The 16411-nt window shown below is 34.8% G+C and carries 20 protein-coding genes; 16 read left to right on the top strand and 4 right to left on the bottom strand.

Annotated features, from left to right (window positions below; all coding sequences use genetic code 11):
• The first annotated feature begins 28 nt into the window (after positions 1 to 28).
• Together ACHZEU_RS03285 and ACHZEU_RS03280 are read left to right on the top strand one after the other, a co-directional pair.
• The gene (locus ACHZEU_RS03285; protein ID WP_404804014.1) at positions 29 to 1168 is read left to right on the top strand and encodes a hypothetical protein; all 1140 of its coding nucleotides are present in this window, start codon (positions 29 to 31) and stop codon (positions 1166 to 1168) included.
• Positions 1168 to 1890 carry a hypothetical protein gene (locus ACHZEU_RS03280; RefSeq protein WP_039884582.1) on the top strand — a complete coding sequence of 241 codons (723 nt, stop codon included), beginning with the start codon at positions 1168 to 1170 and terminating at the stop codon, positions 1888 to 1890. The genes ACHZEU_RS03285 and ACHZEU_RS03280 overlap by 1 nt, the downstream gene beginning before the upstream one ends.
• 153 nt (positions 1891 to 2043) lie before the next feature.
• On the opposite strand, the gene ACHZEU_RS03275 is transcribed toward ACHZEU_RS03280, so the two are convergent.
• From ACHZEU_RS03275 to ACHZEU_RS03265, 3 genes are read right to left on the bottom strand one after another with little or no spacing between them, the layout of a single operon-like run.
• Positions 2044 to 2307: a hypothetical protein gene (locus ACHZEU_RS03275; protein ID WP_175400785.1), complete on the bottom strand. Its 264-nt coding sequence runs from the start codon at positions 2305 to 2307 to the stop codon at positions 2044 to 2046.
• On the bottom strand, positions 2267 to 2497 hold the full coding sequence (locus tag ACHZEU_RS03270; protein ID WP_004224158.1) for a hypothetical protein: 231 nt from the start codon (positions 2495 to 2497) through the stop codon (positions 2267 to 2269). Before ACHZEU_RS03270 ends, ACHZEU_RS03275 begins: the two co-directional genes overlap by 41 nt.
• A gap of 14 nt (positions 2498 to 2511) precedes the next feature.
• Entirely contained in the window at positions 2512 to 3153 is a 642-nt protein-coding gene (locus tag ACHZEU_RS03265) for a hypothetical protein (protein WP_004224156.1), read from the bottom strand.
• Positions 3154 to 3883: 730 nt separating this feature from the next.
• Here ACHZEU_RS03265 and ACHZEU_RS03260 point away from each other — a divergent pair.
• Complete coding sequence (locus tag ACHZEU_RS03260) at positions 3884 to 4438, top strand: hypothetical protein (RefSeq protein ID WP_404804013.1); 555 nt, start codon at positions 3884 to 3886, stop codon at positions 4436 to 4438.
• Positions 4439 to 4765: 327 nt separating this feature from the next.
• On the opposite strand, the gene ACHZEU_RS03255 is transcribed toward ACHZEU_RS03260, so the two are convergent.
• Complete coding sequence (locus ACHZEU_RS03255) at positions 4766 to 5200, bottom strand: hypothetical protein (RefSeq protein WP_004224152.1); 435 nt, start codon at positions 5198 to 5200, stop codon at positions 4766 to 4768.
• A gap of 216 nt (positions 5201 to 5416) precedes the next feature.
• Here ACHZEU_RS03255 and ACHZEU_RS03250 point away from each other — a divergent pair, with 216 nt between their 5' ends.
• From ACHZEU_RS03250 to ACHZEU_RS03190, 13 genes are all read left to right on the top strand, one after another.
• Positions 5417 to 6031, top strand: a complete 615-nt coding sequence (locus tag ACHZEU_RS03250) for a recombinase family protein (protein WP_004224151.1) — start codon at positions 5417 to 5419, stop codon at positions 6029 to 6031.
• 305 nt (positions 6032 to 6336) lie between these two features.
• Positions 6337 to 7224: a hypothetical protein gene (locus tag ACHZEU_RS03245; protein WP_404804012.1), complete on the top strand. Its 888-nt coding sequence runs from the start codon at positions 6337 to 6339 to the stop codon at positions 7222 to 7224.
• Between the two features lie 77 nt (positions 7225 to 7301).
• The gene (locus ACHZEU_RS03240; protein WP_404804011.1) at positions 7302 to 8084 is read left to right on the top strand and encodes a hypothetical protein; all 783 of its coding nucleotides are present in this window, start codon (positions 7302 to 7304) and stop codon (positions 8082 to 8084) included.
• Between the two features lie 122 nt (positions 8085 to 8206).
• Positions 8207 to 8368 (top strand): hypothetical protein, encoded by a 162-nt coding sequence (locus ACHZEU_RS03235; protein WP_004224145.1) that lies wholly within the window; start codon positions 8207 to 8209, stop codon positions 8366 to 8368.
• 79 nt (positions 8369 to 8447) lie between these two features.
• Entirely contained in the window at positions 8448 to 8609 is a 162-nt protein-coding gene (locus tag ACHZEU_RS03230) for a hypothetical protein (protein ID WP_004230910.1), read from the top strand.
• Positions 8610 to 8703: 94 nt separating this feature from the next.
• A complete protein-coding gene (locus tag ACHZEU_RS03225; protein ID WP_004230914.1) occupies positions 8704 to 8907 on the top strand; it encodes a hypothetical protein in 204 nt (67 codons plus the stop codon).
• A gap of 3 nt (positions 8908 to 8910) precedes the next feature.
• Positions 8911 to 9144 (top strand): pilin, encoded by a 234-nt coding sequence (locus tag ACHZEU_RS03220; RefSeq protein WP_004230916.1) that lies wholly within the window; start codon positions 8911 to 8913, stop codon positions 9142 to 9144.
• A 43-nt stretch (positions 9145 to 9187) separates the two neighbouring features.
• Complete coding sequence (locus ACHZEU_RS03215; protein WP_404804010.1) at positions 9188 to 10165, top strand: hypothetical protein; 978 nt, start codon at positions 9188 to 9190, stop codon at positions 10163 to 10165.
• Positions 10152 to 11552: a toprim domain-containing protein gene (locus ACHZEU_RS03210; protein WP_404804009.1), complete on the top strand. Its 1401-nt coding sequence runs from the start codon at positions 10152 to 10154 to the stop codon at positions 11550 to 11552. Before ACHZEU_RS03215 ends, ACHZEU_RS03210 begins: the two co-directional genes overlap by 14 nt.
• A gap of 20 nt (positions 11553 to 11572) precedes the next feature.
• The gene (locus ACHZEU_RS03205; protein ID WP_404804008.1) at positions 11573 to 11998 is read left to right on the top strand and encodes a hypothetical protein; all 426 of its coding nucleotides are present in this window, start codon (positions 11573 to 11575) and stop codon (positions 11996 to 11998) included.
• Positions 11999 to 12057: 59 nt separating this feature from the next.
• Positions 12058 to 13257 carry a hypothetical protein gene (locus ACHZEU_RS03200; RefSeq protein WP_404804007.1) on the top strand — a complete coding sequence of 400 codons (1200 nt, stop codon included), beginning with the start codon at positions 12058 to 12060 and terminating at the stop codon, positions 13255 to 13257.
• 91 nt (positions 13258 to 13348) lie between these two features.
• Positions 13349 to 14803: a hypothetical protein gene (locus tag ACHZEU_RS03195; protein WP_404804006.1), complete on the top strand. Its 1455-nt coding sequence runs from the start codon at positions 13349 to 13351 to the stop codon at positions 14801 to 14803.
• An 87-nt stretch (positions 14804 to 14890) separates the two neighbouring features.
• A complete protein-coding gene (locus ACHZEU_RS03190; protein WP_004230925.1) occupies positions 14891 to 16327 on the top strand; it encodes a hypothetical protein in 1437 nt (478 codons plus the stop codon).
• Positions 16328 to 16411 lie beyond the last annotated feature (84 nt).

Raw genomic sequence — 16411 nt, 5'->3', positions numbered from 1 at the left:
ATTTAAGCTAAAGAGAGTAGGGATGTTTATGTATAAAAAGCTTTCTGCGGATGAAAGAGAGCAACAGCTATCAGCATTAACTATAAAACAACGGAATTTTTTAGAAAACGAAATGAAACGTGGTAGACGGACAGTATTAGAAAACGTTATGAGAGAGGAAAAAATCACAGCACTCAAGTCCATAGATATAACTCTTCAAGAAGATGAGATGAATGTCGTAGATTGGTTGATTTCCGATTACAATGATTTTGGTCCAGGTAATCTAGATGGGCGATGCGCCTGTGGTCGACGACTACGATATATGTTTACCGTTGAACATCAAGTGACTCGGACAAAAATTCAATATGGGAAGGATCATTTGAGTGCATTTTTAAATATTGAAGTGAATGAAATAGATGGCGTTATAAATGAGTTAGATAAGATTGATTATGAACTAGATGAACTTTTATGGAAATTAAATAATAATGTGTACTACCACGAATACTACAATAGAATCCCTGATAAAACAGTAGTTTCTGAAAGCATTAAAAGGCATTTTGAAATGAATATTCCAATTTTAGATCGACAAATCAATAGGTTAAATAAATATTTTCAAAAACAAATGGAAGCATTAGAGGAAGAACAACGTAAAATTCAGCGTGAAGTTGACCTTGAAGAGCGCCAGAAAGAAAGAAGACGAATTGAAGAATTACTTCAGGAAAAGAAAAATATTGAGGCCACTTTAGAGGCTGGAAGAAAGGCTCAACGCGAAATTGAAATCAAAAGACAACAGCAGGAAAACGAACGTATAGAAAAATTGTCACAAGAAAAAAAGATGATAGAAGACAAACTAATTGAATCAGTAAAAGCACAGCTCGGCTATAATGCTGCTTTCGATGAAGTAGCATATTCACTTGTATTGAACGGTCAACATAGCGCGGTAGCAATTAGTCATATTATGGCTAATGATTTTGGCTTTAATAAGCATTTTTCTGTAGGCATTATGCATCGTCCCTTCATTTATTTTGATGTATTACTGGCTTTGAAGAAACAAGTGGATAAAGGATATCTTATTATGGATGAATCATCAAATATAGTGGATTGTATTTTCTATGTGAATCCTTACCGTGAGGAAGATAGAAGTAATGAATCCGAGGAGTTGCAACAACAAACTTTTTCACTTTTTTAATGGTAAATAATTTGGATGAGATAACTCATATTTTTGTTTATTTTAATGATTTTGATGCAATACTTGATGGATTTTACTTAGTTTCAGAAAATGATTTGTCCGATTTAAAAAGTTTGAAATCAGCAAGATTTATAATAAGAGATATAAACGGCAACGAAGCTTGGTTTAATAATTTGAATTGCGGTTATGGCGGTATAGGACCATCTTACTCACAAAAAGTACTTGAGAAACTTGGTATACCATCAGACAAGTCCAAATGTGTAAAAGATAGTAGTTATGACATAGTTAAGTATTTTAAAAATGAAAAAGGGGAGTTTGAAGTTTATCCTATTGAAAGTGCAATTACGAGAAAATCAGAATGTAAAGCAACTTTATATTATCACAAGGGAAAAATAGTTTGTTTGCAAGATGAAGAGAATTACGTGTCTTATATGGATGATAAAACAAAGTTCTTATATGAATATTCATCGATTGTTCCCAATCCTAGTGATATTATCCTGTTTAATAATAGAGAGTCTGCTATTGAGCATGGATATTTCACAAAAGATTTTTTTGGTAATGATAAGGTTTACCAAGTAATATTAAGAGATCAGCATGGTAGGGAACTTTGGTTATGCCCTCCTGTTCATGATAATAGCGCCTTGAAATATCAAAAAAGTGTAAATGAAATATTAGAGTTTTGTGGTCTAGATGTAAAGTTTGAGGAAAACAAACATAAGTAAATATTAAACCGAAACAAGTTCTAGTAGAAGTAATTGAAATAAATAGCAGCTTATAGTTAATTTACATTAAAAGAATTGATTATAAAAGCACTCAAAACAAAAAAATCACACACATCAGACAAGTCTAGGTTGTGTGATTTTTATTTTCATGCATTAATATGCTGTGTAAGCAATATTTTTATTTTTTTCTCCAAATTCATTTGCGTTTTTATCATTAGTAGCATTTTTGAGTCCAAAATACACATCAAACCAATATAAATCTCTTTTTCTATTTAAATCACCTGTGTCCGTTACTTTAAAAATAGTTTTATTACTATAACCTTCTACATATAAAGCATTTTTTATGAGTATAGTAGAACCAAAAGGAAATATAGTATCATGGTTTGATGTTGATTTTTGATGAACAGCAACAGTCATATACTGTTTTTGGATAACTTGCTCCACCATGCCCTATTTTATTTCCTGTATAACCAGTTACTACACCTGCAATATGTTCAGAGAGCGCTTGTGTTTCGATGTCCGGTGTTTCGATGGCCTGTGTTTTCGGTGAAAATGTAAAAATAAATATAAAACAAGTAAGTATCGAGATAACTGCATTTTTCTTCATGAATACAACCCCTTTTAGTTTTTATATTGTTCTCTTTCAAATTCTTCTTCTAGCTCACCCGTTTCTGCATTGAACAATAAATAAATCATATTTTCCTTGGACTGGTCCCATCCGATAACCATCACAATTGGAATGTTTTTTTGCGAGTCTTTAGTAAAACTAAAATTATATCCCTTAGCAAAAGTGTCTCCGGGATAAATTTTGGTGATTTTTTGAGCCCTTTTTAGTAATTCAGGTGTATCATACTTAAATTCTTCAACACTAGAAATAAAGTGACTTTTAGGCATAGCGTTTAATTCATTAGGAACATGTACTTTATCTAGTACCTTTCCGTTTTGAATAGTTATTAAATAATAGTCTTTTTTATTTGGTATGCCAAATTCAATGCTCCAGTACTTTCTTCTGCCTTCCATTCCTGTTGGCGTTTTATCTTTGTCAACACTATTTCCACTATATAACATTGCTTCTTTGTTCCACTGAAGAGCCTCTTTTTGGGCAATCTCAATTGCTTCTTTTAACGTTAAACCCATTTCCATGTCAGGAGAAAAAGCAACTTCAGATTTTTTGCTCGAATCTAACGTTGTATCGTGGTCTGTACTTTGTTGACAACTTGCTAAAAATACACAAATGAAAAGAAGTAAAAAAAATTTCTTCATTAATTCCTCCCTCCAAAGAAAATTAATTTTAGTTGGTATAAGAGTAATTTATACATATAATTTCAAATACCTTCCATTAATTAAAATTTTTATGAAAAGGTCTCTTCGATTTCTATTTACCTAGAAGAACGCCAGAAAGAAAGAAGATGAATTGAAGAATTACTTAAGGAAAAGAAAGAAATTGTGGCCACTTTAGAGGCTGGAAGGAAGGCTCAACGCGAAACTGAAATCAAAAGACAGCAGCACAAGAAAATAGATGATAGAAGACAAACTAATTGAATCAGTAAAAGTACAGCTCGGCTATAATGCTTCTTTCGATGAAGTAACATAATTACTTGTATTGAACGGTCAACATAGCGCGGTAGCAATTAGTCATATTATGGCTAATGATTTTGGATTTAATAAGTATTGCCCTATTTAAATGGACCAAAGATGAACTAGGTCCTACAAGTGTATTTTTATGGTCAACCGATTAACCAGGTCCTGCAGCTGAATATGTTTGGATTGATTGCCCCAGTGATGAGCAGGTCATCTGGCCAAAGCAAAGAGGCTTAATAACTAGCCGCATTAAAGGTGGCTTTATTCTTAAAATTTTAGTGTTTCATGATTTTACATTAAAAAGTTGAATAAGACGAAAAAGGTCGAATACATTATGATATCTGCTCATATCGTAAAATGAGAGGAGGTGGGATTTATTAAAAAGAAATTCCTTATTGTAGTCTTAAGCATCATGGGGGTACTATTATTAAGCTTCGGATTAGCTTCTTTAAATGGTTCTGCTGAAAATAACATTAGTCCACCACCAAAAAGTGCTGAAATTCAAATGTTGGAAAAGATAGAAGTAAAATTAGTGGGGAAATATAAAATAGGTACCTATAGTATTAATACTCATGTTGATAACAATTCGAAGGATATAGATATTGATGTTCTTGGAAGCCAAGAGTATTATGATTCAGTAAAACATGAAATCAAAGATGTTGTGAGAAATTTGATTAGGTCAACTAAATTTGAAAAATATAATGTTAATGTAAAAAAAGGTGAAATTCGTCAAATGATAACAGAAGAAGAGTTAGAAAGAAATAATTTATTGGTTGAGATCGCAAAAAAAATTAATAATGAATTATCTAATGCTTATCCAAACAAAATTGATGGAGGAGTAGATATGAGAATTCCTCCACCGGAAGATCCCCAAGAACTAATTGTGGAAGTAAGTACATTGTTAGATGGGGAAAAACAAGTAGATATTGGTAAGGAAATAGAAAGGACAATATATACTACACTGTAGACAAAGTTAGCCTCTAATAAACTTTTAAAAGAAAGTACCGTGAAAATATACATTTATAATAAGAATAAAGAAAAAATAAAAACATCTTTATAAAAAGATGTTTCAGACTGTAGACAAAGTCGATTTTTTCGACTTTGTCTATTATTTTTAAATTAAACGGCTATAAGTACAATTTTTTCAGATTTTCCAAACCCTTTATTTTCTAGGATTCAGAAAAATATTTGAACATAGAAAACTAAAGTTAAATGCCGACTTATGATAACTTTTTGTTACGAATTTAGTTTGTCGACACTCTGAAATATCTTTATAAAAAGATGTTTTTTTTCTTTAATCATAAAAGCTTAATGTAAACTTGTCACCCTTATCAACTAAAATAGAGAATTGTACTCTATCACCTGCATTAAGATTACCAATTTGAACAGTTCCTTTATAGTCATCTATTGAATTAAGTAAAGTAAACTTTTTAACCCCATTAACAAAATAAGTAGTATGGACATAATTTGAACTATAAAAAGTGCTTTGCATATCTATTTTAAAATTCCCACCATCAGTCGCAACATATTCATTAGTCAACCATGCTACTCCTGCTCCAAGTGTTGGATTTTGTTGTCCTTTAAAATCCCATTCTCCAGCCCCCAAAGGATTTACCTTTGAATCACTATCAATTTCTGTTGCATAAGTATAAAAAGGAATTGCAAAAGTAGTTGCTAAAGAAATCATAAAAACTAATAACAGAATTTTAAATCTAAATAATTTATTCATAATAAAACTACTCCTTTTCCAATTTTTTAATTGCTATTAATTTAATTCTATAATATTGTAAAATATCCTCTTAATATAAAAAATTATATAGTATGTATATTTAAATCTATTTTCTGTTCATTATAAGTAGACTCTAGCTGAACAAAATAGAATGTAGTAATATCAATGTATTAGATTGTTCATTATAAGTTGTTCAATTAAAGGAGTCGATACATAATGATTTTTGGTTATGCACGGGTTAGTTCTGTTGATCAAAATTTAGATCGCCAGCTGAAGGAGCTTGAAGCTTTCGGATGTGAAAAAATTTACAGTGAAAAAAAGTCAGGAAAAGATTTTGCTCGTTCTGTTTATCGTGAAATGAGATCGAAAATGCGGTTTGGTGATGTGCTGGTCATTCATGATTTAAGTCGTTTCGGGCGGAACAAACAAGAAATCCTTAATGAATGGAAGCAAATAACAGAAGATGAAATTGATATTGTTGTTTTAAATATGCCAATCCTTGATACACGAAAATATAAAGAACTAGCAGGAGGTGTTGGCCAGCTGGTGTCCGATCTCGTTTTGACACTTCTTTCGTGGATGGTTGAAGAAGAACGAAATCGAATTAAAACAGCACAGTCAGAAGGTATCGCTATTGCTAAAGAGCGTGGAGCTTTCAAAGGCAAGCCTAGAAAATATCATGCTGAAGCAAAGGGAAAGGATCGTCTTATCTATAATGTAGTGGTCCAATTATTAAAACAAAATGAATCAGTAGTGAATATTCATCGAGAAACAGGTCTTGCTAGGAACACTATTTATTCAATTAAAAGGCAATTAGAATTGGATGAGTAAACCATCTCTAACAACAAGGATGCAGTTGATAAAACAAGGGCAAGCGATACTTCGTACAAATCGCGTACAAAATGCGTACAAATCGCGTACAAAATGCGTACAAATCGCGTACAAAATGCGTACAAATCACGTACAAAATGCGGACTTTTTTTCGGAAAATCTGTGCTAAAGTATTAGTATCAGAAGATTATGTCCTGAAGAAAGAAAAACTTTTGACAGGATACATAAAGGGTCTTTCCTATTTATAGGAGAGATCCTTTTCGCTTTTGAAATATTAATATTTTTGATGGGAGGGCAAAGAGAAAATGGAAGAACGTTCGAAGCAACAAATCTATGGGTATGAACTTGAGCCAGTGGACATTTCAGATATGTTGTCTTTTGTAGAAAGTAGGCAGGAAGTACACGGCAATAAACCAAAAGTTACTTTGTGCATGTACGGAGATGATGGGAAATGGCATGTTGACGCAGCTGTAAGCTACAAAGGTCGTGAAGGAAAGGATGAGTTTCAACCTTTCTTATTAAAATCCTATAAACAACTGTGGCGTGCGGAAAAATATGCGAGGGAAATTGCTGAAGAACATGGCTTTTCATATGAAGGACTTAATCCTTCATTAACTAATTCAGATATGTTCTTACAATATCAAAAACGAAAGCATGTAAAGGATACATTCACAAAAGACATGCGAAATGAAATTGAACAACATGGTACTGAATTAATGAAGGTTGTCGAAACACAGGCAATTGATGATGAAAATGACCAATCTTTCTTAACCAAGAAAGAGGTGGAACATTTAATTAGTGAGCAATTTAATCGTATTGAAATAGGTATCGAACAAATGCTCAATTCTGTGGATCCACAATCAAAGAGGAAGACATTCGCTGACTATCGTGATGAAATGAAAAATCTTCTAAAGGAATGTCGCCAGCATTTCAAAGATTCTATTATTGAACGTACATTAACATCCAAACAAAAAATGGATGACAAGGTAATTGGGCTACGGGACGGTGTTCGCGATAGTATTTCCGAAGTAAAAGATTCAGCTAAATCAAAGTTGATGCAGAGCATTCTTTATATGAATGAACGTTTAAAGGACTTTACAACTGTTATTGATCAAAAGTTGTACGAGCATGAACCAGTACAACTTGATAGAAAGCAAAACAAAGCTATGGCTGCACAAGCTCATGAACGATAGGGATTCCCCAATTTTGGGGAGTCCTTTCTATTTTTAAAAACTAAGATACTAAAAAAAGGATGGGGATTATAGTGAAAATGACAAACAACCTTAAACGTAAAATGATGGCTGTGCCATTCGCTGCTGTGGCATCTATTATGCTAATGACATCAGCATTTGCTGCGGAAACAGAAACAAAACCAGTTAACCAGGTAGAACCAATTGTAGAAGTAGCACCAGTAAAAACAACAACGCAGCAAAAACTACAATCAAACAATGATAGTGAGCGTCGACAAGCATTAGAAGAAACGTTTAACGTGAAGCTTTCTGACACAGATATTTGGGCAGATAAAGCAGGTGAGTATACTTATGATATGTATGGAAATAAGCATGAGTATACACCACACGAAGCACTTAAAGCATTAAAAGTTTATGCAACAAATGCAAATCGCCAAGAGTTAATTCAATACGGCATTCGAGAAAATGACTGGCAACCATATCGTGCATTTGAAGCTGAAAAAACACCAGCGTACTTTGAACTTGTCGATGGTAAATACGAGTACAATAAAATTTTCTGGGGAAATTTAATTGAACATGATCTTACAAATTTTAAAACAAAATTGGCCGATAACTGGAATGACCTTGAAAAGCGCGCTGTAATTGAGGCTGAAATGAAAGCCTACATTAAAAAGCAGGCTGCTATTTTTAATGAAGCTCCTGGAATCGTTCCTTACGTAATTGGACTTAATCACACTGTAACTTTGGCGAAAGAAAATGGTGTTGCTGAAGTAGCAAAAGATTACTTTGACAGTAAATATAATCATCCTGATGTTATGGCAAAAGGTATCTTTAAAGATGGTTCTAATCCATTTAAAAAATAATGTGTTTGATAGTTTATTAATGTTCGACAGGCAGCTTGGGGCTGGAACTAAATATTAATGCATTCAAGAGAGGGGGCGTTGGCCACTCTTTTTTTATTGCCCTTGAAGGGAGGTGGAGAATTTTGAATAACTACAAAGCAGAGATCACTCTAGCTATTATCGTTTTAGTTTTATTTGGTGGGATGGTAGCCTTTGCTACTGGTGTAGTCGATCCTCTAATGGCGAAAATCGGTGCTGGATGGACGAAAATGGTAGACAACGTATTTGGCGGAATTGGCGTTTAAAAAGACAGCCTTTTAGAAGAGATCGTGAGGGACTCTTCTTTTTTTATTGCTCTAACTCAATTGAAGGGAGGTATAGGAATTGAATAACTACAAAGCAGAGATCACATTAGCCATCATCGTTTTAGTTTTATTCGGTGGAATGGTAGCCTTTGCCACTGGCGTAATCGATCCTTTAATGGCGAAAATCGGTGCTGGATGGACGAAAATGGTAGACAACGTATTTAGCGGAATTGGCGTATGATAAAGGCTTAATTTAGCCCTAGGGGCAGGGAGTCATGAGGAGCAGAAGATAACGATCTTCTGCTTTTTTATTTTATCGAAAGGAGAATTACAAATTGACACCATCAGAAAGAAAGCGTCAAAGCAAAGTAAAGCCAGAAGGATTTGCTGAAACTGAGGCCTTAGTAAAGGAAATATTTGAGGCACAGGGACAGTCTTATTTTGATTGGCTACATCAGCAACATCAAGCTCTAATTCTTGAATTTAGCTTAGAAAATAAAGGAATGATAGCTTCTCTAGCTAAGGAAAAGGAGGTATAAAGCATGGATAATGCCATTACACTTATAAATGAGATTGCAAATGACGTACAAAAATTTGCGCCTGCAGTAGCTGGCTTGGTTTTAATTATTATTGGCCTTGTTTGGATGTTTGCAAAAGATCCTCAAAAGAAAGAAAGTGCGCAGTCTTGGATGATGAACGTATTTATCGGATTCGCCATTGTTTATCTAGCTGCATCTTTCGTTGCTTGGATGACAGGAAAAGTATCTGGATTCTGATCTAATATTTTACTGAGGGAAAGCAAGGGAAGGAGAAAACAATGTGTTACGAAAATTATTGATTCGTTTCAAGGATGACGGTGATTACTTTCGAGAAATTGATGAAGAACGGAATTATTTTTTTACCGAAGCAGAAGGAATTATTGATAGGATTCGTGACAGAATTGCAAAAGAAAAAAGGGCAGCCTCTACCAAGTCTTTTGAGTTTTGGATTGATGGCCAATGTTTAGTTATCAGCCAAGTTCATTTTGACAAAAAAGATAGCCTCCAAAAACAGCTTGAGCATACAATTCTAACATTTGATAGTTGGGAAGAAGATATACGACATAAGTATGTCAACACCCTAAAGGAGTATGTTGAGGAGGAAAAGCAGCTGTTTATTAATAAAGAGTTTGCGACATTTGCGATTCGCTTTGATCAACTATTCGGTGTTTCTGCTTTTGAACCGTTCCCTATTTATTTAGATGGTTCACAACTAAATCAAGTATATGGGACCATGCAACCACTTGTTAGAACAGGCTTTTATGCAGAACTTGAGCAAATGATGGCAGCTATAAAAACTGCTTTAGAAAAGTTAGTCCTCGATGCTCAAAAGACTTTGCAAGGTGAGCAAACAGACTATCTTCAACAGCAGAAACTGTTAGAGGAAAAGGTAAATTTGATATTGCAAGAGGATGCAGCTTTCAAACAATTTACTCAATATACTGGTGCAAGTTTTCAGTCTGTAGGAAAACACCGCATTGAGGCTTTATGTCCCAATTTCAAACTATATCAGGCTGTTCAGCTGATTCTTTTTTCCACTTTTGTAGAACAAAATAGTTTTGCTGAAGCTTACGAAATTCATTTAACACTGGTTACGGCTTTAAAAGAAAAATATGATGCTATTTTATCGCAAGGCTTCTCGCTTGCTAATGATGAAATGATTGAATCTCTTGTTTTAAGTCCAATTCTACAACAATTTAAGTTGGATATTGAAAAGCAATTACAGAGAGATGAGGTGAAGGAGGATGAGCCTCAATAAATTACTTTATCAAGATATAAATGAGATGTTGGCCGAATTAAATGCAAAGGATCGAGGCAGATATTTCATTTGTACGTGTCCAGAGTGCCAGCAACAGGAAGCGTTTATTTATAAAAACAATATGAATTTCATTCAATGCAATCGAGAAAATAGTTGTGGTGAGCGTTTTATTTTATCCTACGAAGAAAAAGAGGCTGAAATCTCTTACTCTACTGATCAAGATAAAAGAAAGGGACTTAGCGTTAAGGAGTCTAAGCAGCTGGCCGACTTTACAAAATTAATGACTCATGTCCTACAAAATATCGAAAGTGACACTTTAGATAAGGGTTATCGAGGACTTTCACGTGCAACTACTTCCCCGTTCATTGCTGATTTTTCTAATCCAGAAGGCGTGAAATTTATGTTTGAATATGCGAATGGATTATTACCGAAAAATTATGCAGATAATCATTGGATGTGTCAAAGAAACCTTGTCTTTCCGTTATTTAGTGAGGATGGTCGTATAGATCGCATTTTATTACGTTCTTCCATCAATCCAAATATTGAACCTAAAGAAATACAACTAGTTGTGAATCCCTCAAATGAAGCGAGGGATTTTTTTGTTGATATTCCTGAAGAGGCAAAAACCGTTGTTATTGGTGAAGCTATTCTGGACAGTTTATCATTCCGTGAAATCGATAAAACGCTTGGAATTATGGCTTTAACAGGTTCTCGGAAATATAGAACGCTCTGCAACTATATAAAAGAAAATCCAGAAAAATTTAAGAATAAGCGATTTCTTATTGCTATGGACGATGATGTTGCTGGCTATAAAGCTTCCAAAGAAATCGCTAGTTGTCTGGAAGAAATACATGCTGATTATCAAATTTTTATATACCCTGAAACGTGTAAAGATGGAAATGACTTTTTAGTAAAGGAAAAGGAAAAATTTCAGCGATATGTTCAGTTTTTTGATCAAAAATTTGAGTCAAACAGCAGAAATTATATTGATATTAAAAAGTCCATGCAACATGTAGTAATATGCAATTCGAGAATGGATGCTTTATCATTCCGAAGTGTTGATGCAGAATGTGGCGTATTAGTTATACAGGGAGAGGACAATGTTGATTTTAAAGAACCTATCCAGAAACTAATGTTAAACAGGGATTTACAGCATAAAACATTTATTCTAGCTATGCCACATACAGCTGAAGGTCAGAACAAAACACATGAGTTGATTGGATTTTTTGAGAAAATGAATTTAGAGTACAAAGTTTTTGAATATCCTGATGATGCCTTATCGCCAATAAAATTTTCTCTGGATGATCATAAGTCTTTTGAGAAATGTGTTAATCAACAACTTTTCAAAAAAGAAAATCAAATGCGGAAACTTCAATATGAAMGATAAGACACAAGGAAGGAGATATTATGACGACTTTTTTGAAATGGTTTGTACCACTACTAGCGTTCGTAGCTTTTATAGGGTTTATTGCCTACGGGGCATCAGTTCAGAATATAACGACACGTACAATGGCCGAAACTGAAGTGGTTTTGGAAACTGCTCATGTAGGAGCCATTCGAACAGGCTTAAATGAGCAGGGACGATCAGAGAAGGACGCTTTGTATATAGATGAAAAGGAATTAGTAGAAAATTTGTTGACTGAAATTGCAGCAACTCAAAAAAATCTTACCTACAAGCTCCAAGTAAATTATGCATTTGTAGATGCAGGAGGTAAAGTAACATCCATTGATAAAGATATTCGCGGTATCCAATACCGTATTCGATATATTGATGAAAAGGGTAAAGTGAAGGGTACTGCTGAACGACACTTAACACTGAATGAATTAGAGTAGGTACTCACCAAATTTGGTGAGTGCCTTTTACTTTAAGGGGAGGGTGGTGAAGCACAGGCATGTCAAATCTAAAAGGTGCAATATTGGCGATGGCACTATGGGTTGGTGTAGTGTTTCCTTTCTTATTAAGTTTTGGAATCGACTCTTTGCAACAGCGTGCTTATCTCAGTACAACAGAAAAAATAGCAGAGCTTCTTAAACAAGAAGGTGGCGTTTCCGAACAAGTACAACAGGTAGCGAATAATTTAAAGGGCAAAGGCTACATAGTGACCTTTTCTAAACCTAGTTTAGTTCAGTTTGGAGAAGAAATTGTTATTAATTATCAATATGAGTATCAAAATGTACGTGGTAAACAAAAGTTAGCTACACAAAATAAAGTGGTAATAGACAAACGTATAGTCGCAGGTGGCGGTAATCCTACCACGCCAAAGGAACCTCAAACATATTCTGTGACAACGCCTGAATCGTTAAATGCCAATGGTGAATTTACGTTTAACATACCAGGGTTAAAAAATATACTAAATGTAACTTCAAATACTGGAAATGTTGAAATTGTGCGTGTTAACGGTGAAGAAGTAACAGCGAGAGTTTCTAATGGAGCCATCTCAAAGAAAGTTCAAACAGGTGGAGCATTTATTCCAGCTGATACGAAATTTGTTCGAGTTACAGAAAAACGAAGTAGTCCTAGAGTAGCGAAATACTTGAATTATAACCAAGATGGGTATGTAGGTAAGTTACAATACGTTGGATATTCAGGAACAGCACCAAGTAAACAAGTAACAGGTGATAATTTATGTATACATTTGGTAGCTGGAAGCTTTTCATTTTATGTTTATAAAGATGGGGATTGGACTCGTACTAGCGGAACAACAGCGTGTAGTAACACTGTTTTCAAGTACAAAGAAACAGATTCAAATGGTGTAACTTGGGTAGGTGATTTAATTGATTATGTGGATACCTTCTTTGATGAACCTAAGTATGTTTATAGATCTGGAGAATCATCACTAGAATTATTAAACGGTGTCGAATATCCAAATAAACCTGATCTTAATTCCATTGTCCCTAATCCTAAAAATGGAGATACCCTTGAAATTTTAGCTACTAAGGGTATTCGTAAATTTACTGGTATAGTTTATGACAATTCTAAAGGTAATCCAAGTTGGGATTACGAAGGATACGTCACAAGATCAGAATCAGATACACGTACTTACGCCAACTACTATCAATATCAACTACAATTTGAGTATATGAGTAATTGAGGACGATAAAACTTTCTACCTTTAAGTGCTTGAACCGAAAGGTTTAGCAGAATGGTGAGTCATTTCACAAGAAGGGAGTGAGAGATTTCATATGTCTAACCTAAAAGGTGCTATTCTGGCCACAGCGTTGTTTGCAGCTGTGGTTTTTCCTTTTCTTCTCATGATGTCTATCGATGCTTTTCAACAACATGCCTTTTTGAAGATGACAGAAGAGGTGACGGAGCTTGTCAAAGAAGAAGGCGGTGTATCTGAACATGTTTCACAAGTAGCTGAAAGATTAAAGAAAAAGGATTTAACGGTGACTTTCTCTAAGCCAGGACTTGTTAAATTTGGAGAAGATATTGTTATTGGGTATGAATACAACTATCAAAATGTGCGTGGTAAGAAAACGCTAGATGGTCAAGATAAAATCGTGATTATGAAGCGTTCCACAGGTAAAAATGGTGGTAATTCTAATGAACCTAATCTGCCAACTGAGATTGCAAAGTCATACTCTACAAAAACACCTGAGTCAGTGCAGCCAGATAAAGAGTATACATTTACGGTACCAGGATTAAAAAATCTACTGGGTGTATCTGCAGATATGGGGAAAGTAGAAGTTGTACGTGTTGAAGGGGAGAAAGTGACCGTTAAAGTATCAGGTGGAAAAGTAGTAAAAACAGTACAAACAGGTGGAACAAATACGCTGGCAGATGAAAAATATGTGACAGGTGAAGATACAGCTACGTATAACCAAAATGGTTATACAGGCACCCTAGAACGCTATCTTTATAGTGGGAAACTTATGCCAGCTGATAGTAAGGTGATCACGACAACCAAAACATCGTTATTTACTAGCATTTTCCCAGGTTCTATTGATTATGGATCAGATGGCTATCATGGTACTTTGTTGAAGAATGGAGATCCAGTTAAAACGATCTTTAGTGGTGAATACACACCTTCAGATACTAAATGGATAGAAGGTGCTACAGCTGAAGATTACAATAAAAACGGTTATACAGGCAAGCTTGAAAGATATGTTGTAAGTGGCGTATACATCCCTAGCGAGAGTAGATATGTAGAGGGTCAGGATCAAGCCTATTACAACCAAAATGGCTATACAGGTATGTTAGAACAATATGTTGCTGGTTGGAAAGAGGTATTAGTAGATCGTTATGCTGATTATGTTGTACCTACGGGATTGAGCTGTCCTGCGGTATATCCAGGTGGCAGTTATCCTTTGTATGACTACACAGAGGATGTAATGGGGGCAAAAACATGTTATTACAAGTATACTGTTTCTGAAAATATCATTATTAACAAATATCGTGGCACAGTAACAAAACCAGGTATAGACACACGTGTATATGCTTATAAGGGAACAGTAACGAAGCCAGCTACTGATACACGAATATATGAATATGTACARRATTACACTGGTACGGTTACAAGACCTGAAATGGATACACGTATTTATAAATACCGCGGAACAGTGGTAAGACCAGCCTCTGATACGCGTACTTATGAGAATTATTACCAGTACAATCTTAATTTCCAATATAGGTAGGTGAACTGATTAGATCAGATCAACTACTTCAATTAAATCAAGTGTACTGTAGAACCTTCTTTTAATGAAAGGGGTGAGAGATTTCATATGTCTAACCTAAAAGGTGCTATTCTGGCCACAGCGTTGTTTGCAGCTGTGGTTTTTCCTTTTCTTCTTATGATGTCTATCGATGCTTTTCAGCAACATGCCTTTTTGAAGATGACAGAAGAGGTTACGGAGCTTGTCAAAGAAGAAGGCGGTGTGTCTGAACATGTTTCACAAGTAGCTGAAAGATTAAAGAAAAAGGATTTAACAGTGACTTTCTCTAAGCTAGGGCTTGTTAAGTTTGGAGAAGAGATTGTTATTGGGTATAAATACAACTATCAAAATGTGCGTGGTATGAAAACGCTAGATGGTCAAGATAAAATCGTGATTATGAAGCGTACCACAGGTAAAAATGGTGGTAATTCTAATGAACCTAATCTGCCAACTGAAATTGCAAAGTCATACTCTACAAAAACACCTGAGTCATTGCAGCCAGATAAAGAGTATACATTTACGGTGCCAGGGTTAAAAAATCTGCTGGATGTATCTGCAGATATGGGAAAAGTAGAAGTTGTACGTGTTGATGGGGAGAAAGTGACCGTTAAAGTATCAGGTGGAAAAGTTGTAAAGACGATACAAACAGGTGGAACAAATACGCTGGCAGATGAAAAATATGTGACAGGCGAGGACTCAGCTGTGTATAACCAAAATGGTTATACAGGCACCCTAGAACGCTATCTTTATAGTGGGAAACTTATGCTAGCTGATAGTAAGGTGATCACGACAACTAAAACATCCTTATTTACTAGCGTTTTCCCAGGTTCTATAGACTATGGATCGGACGGGTATAGAGGTAATTTGTTGAAGAGTGGAGATCCAGTTAAAACGATTTTTAGTGGTGAATACACACCTTCAGATACAAAATGGATAGAGGGTGCTACAGCTGAAGAATACAATGAAAATGGTTATACAGGAAAGCTTGAAAAGTATCTTGTAAGTGGAACGTATACTCCAAGCGATACTAAGTATATTCAAGACCAAAATTCAGCCAATTATCATCAAGATGGTTACTTTGGATATTTAGAACGTTATCAAGTTGAAGAATTCACTACAATAAGCGAGGTTTATCCTAACTTGGGGACGGGTGGTTGTTCTCATTTTTATTATATAAATGGACAATCTTTAACTTTAGTAAATCGCACGATTGATGGGGATACTACAACTTGCTTTTACAGTGGATATATTTTGGTAGATAAGTATAAAGGAATGGTCACAAAGCCTGCAGTTGATACACGCGTATATGCTTATAAGGGAACAGTAACAAAACCAGCTACAGATACACGTATTTATGAGTACGTCCAAAATTACACTGGTACAGTTACAAGACCTGAAATGGATACACGTATTTATAAGTACCGAGGAACAGTGGTAAGACCAGCCTCTGATACGCGTACTTATGAAGATTATTACCAGTATGAATTGAATTTCCAATACAAATAAGGTGAGATATATGAAAAAATTTCTCAAAAAGTCAATTTGGTTTTTGTTTTTTGTATTTGTAGCTGCTATAGCTTATATAAATAC

The organism is Lysinibacillus sp. S1 (assembly GCF_044986265.1).
GTDB classification, from domain to species: Bacteria; Bacillota; Bacilli; order Bacillales_A; family Planococcaceae; genus Lysinibacillus; species Lysinibacillus capsici.
This window is presented reverse-complemented; position numbering and strand designations above follow the sequence as displayed.

Excerpts from the sequence above, each read along its gene's own strand:
- ACHZEU_RS03280 (WP_039884582.1), top strand. The coding sequence starts at position 1,168 with ATGGTAAATAATTTGGATGAGATAACTCATATTTTTGTTTATTTTAAT.
- ACHZEU_RS03240 (WP_404804011.1), top strand. The coding sequence starts at position 7,302 with ATGACAAACAACCTTAAACGTAAAATGATGGCTGTGCCATTCGCTGCT.
- ACHZEU_RS03245 (WP_404804012.1), top strand. The coding sequence starts at position 6,337 with ATGGAAGAACGTTCGAAGCAACAAATCTATGGGTATGAACTTGAGCCA.
- ACHZEU_RS03260 (WP_404804013.1), top strand. The coding sequence starts at position 3,884 with ATGGGGGTACTATTATTAAGCTTCGGATTAGCTTCTTTAAATGGTTCT.
- ACHZEU_RS03265 (WP_004224156.1), bottom strand. The coding sequence starts at position 3,153 with ATGAAGAAATTTTTTTTACTTCTTTTCATTTGTGTATTTTTAGCAAGT.
- ACHZEU_RS03255 (WP_004224152.1), bottom strand. The coding sequence starts at position 5,200 with ATGAATAAATTATTTAGATTTAAAATTCTGTTATTAGTTTTTATGATT.
- ACHZEU_RS03205 (WP_404804008.1), top strand. The coding sequence starts at position 11,573 with ATGACGACTTTTTTGAAATGGTTTGTACCACTACTAGCGTTCGTAGCT.
- ACHZEU_RS03200 (WP_404804007.1), top strand. The coding sequence starts at position 12,058 with ATGTCAAATCTAAAAGGTGCAATATTGGCGATGGCACTATGGGTTGGT.
- ACHZEU_RS03275 (WP_175400785.1), bottom strand. The coding sequence starts at position 2,307 with ATGACTGTTGCTGTTCATCAAAAATCAACATCAAACCATGATACTATA.
- ACHZEU_RS03270 (WP_004224158.1), bottom strand. The coding sequence starts at position 2,497 with ATGAAGAAAAATGCAGTTATCTCGATACTTACTTGTTTTATATTTATT.
- ACHZEU_RS03220 (WP_004230916.1), top strand. The coding sequence starts at position 8,911 with ATGGATAATGCCATTACACTTATAAATGAGATTGCAAATGACGTACAA.
- ACHZEU_RS03250 (WP_004224151.1), top strand. The coding sequence starts at position 5,417 with ATGATTTTTGGTTATGCACGGGTTAGTTCTGTTGATCAAAATTTAGAT.
- ACHZEU_RS03285 (WP_404804014.1), top strand. The coding sequence starts at position 29 with ATGTATAAAAAGCTTTCTGCGGATGAAAGAGAGCAACAGCTATCAGCA.
- ACHZEU_RS03190 (WP_004230925.1), top strand. The coding sequence starts at position 14,891 with ATGTCTAACCTAAAAGGTGCTATTCTGGCCACAGCGTTGTTTGCAGCT.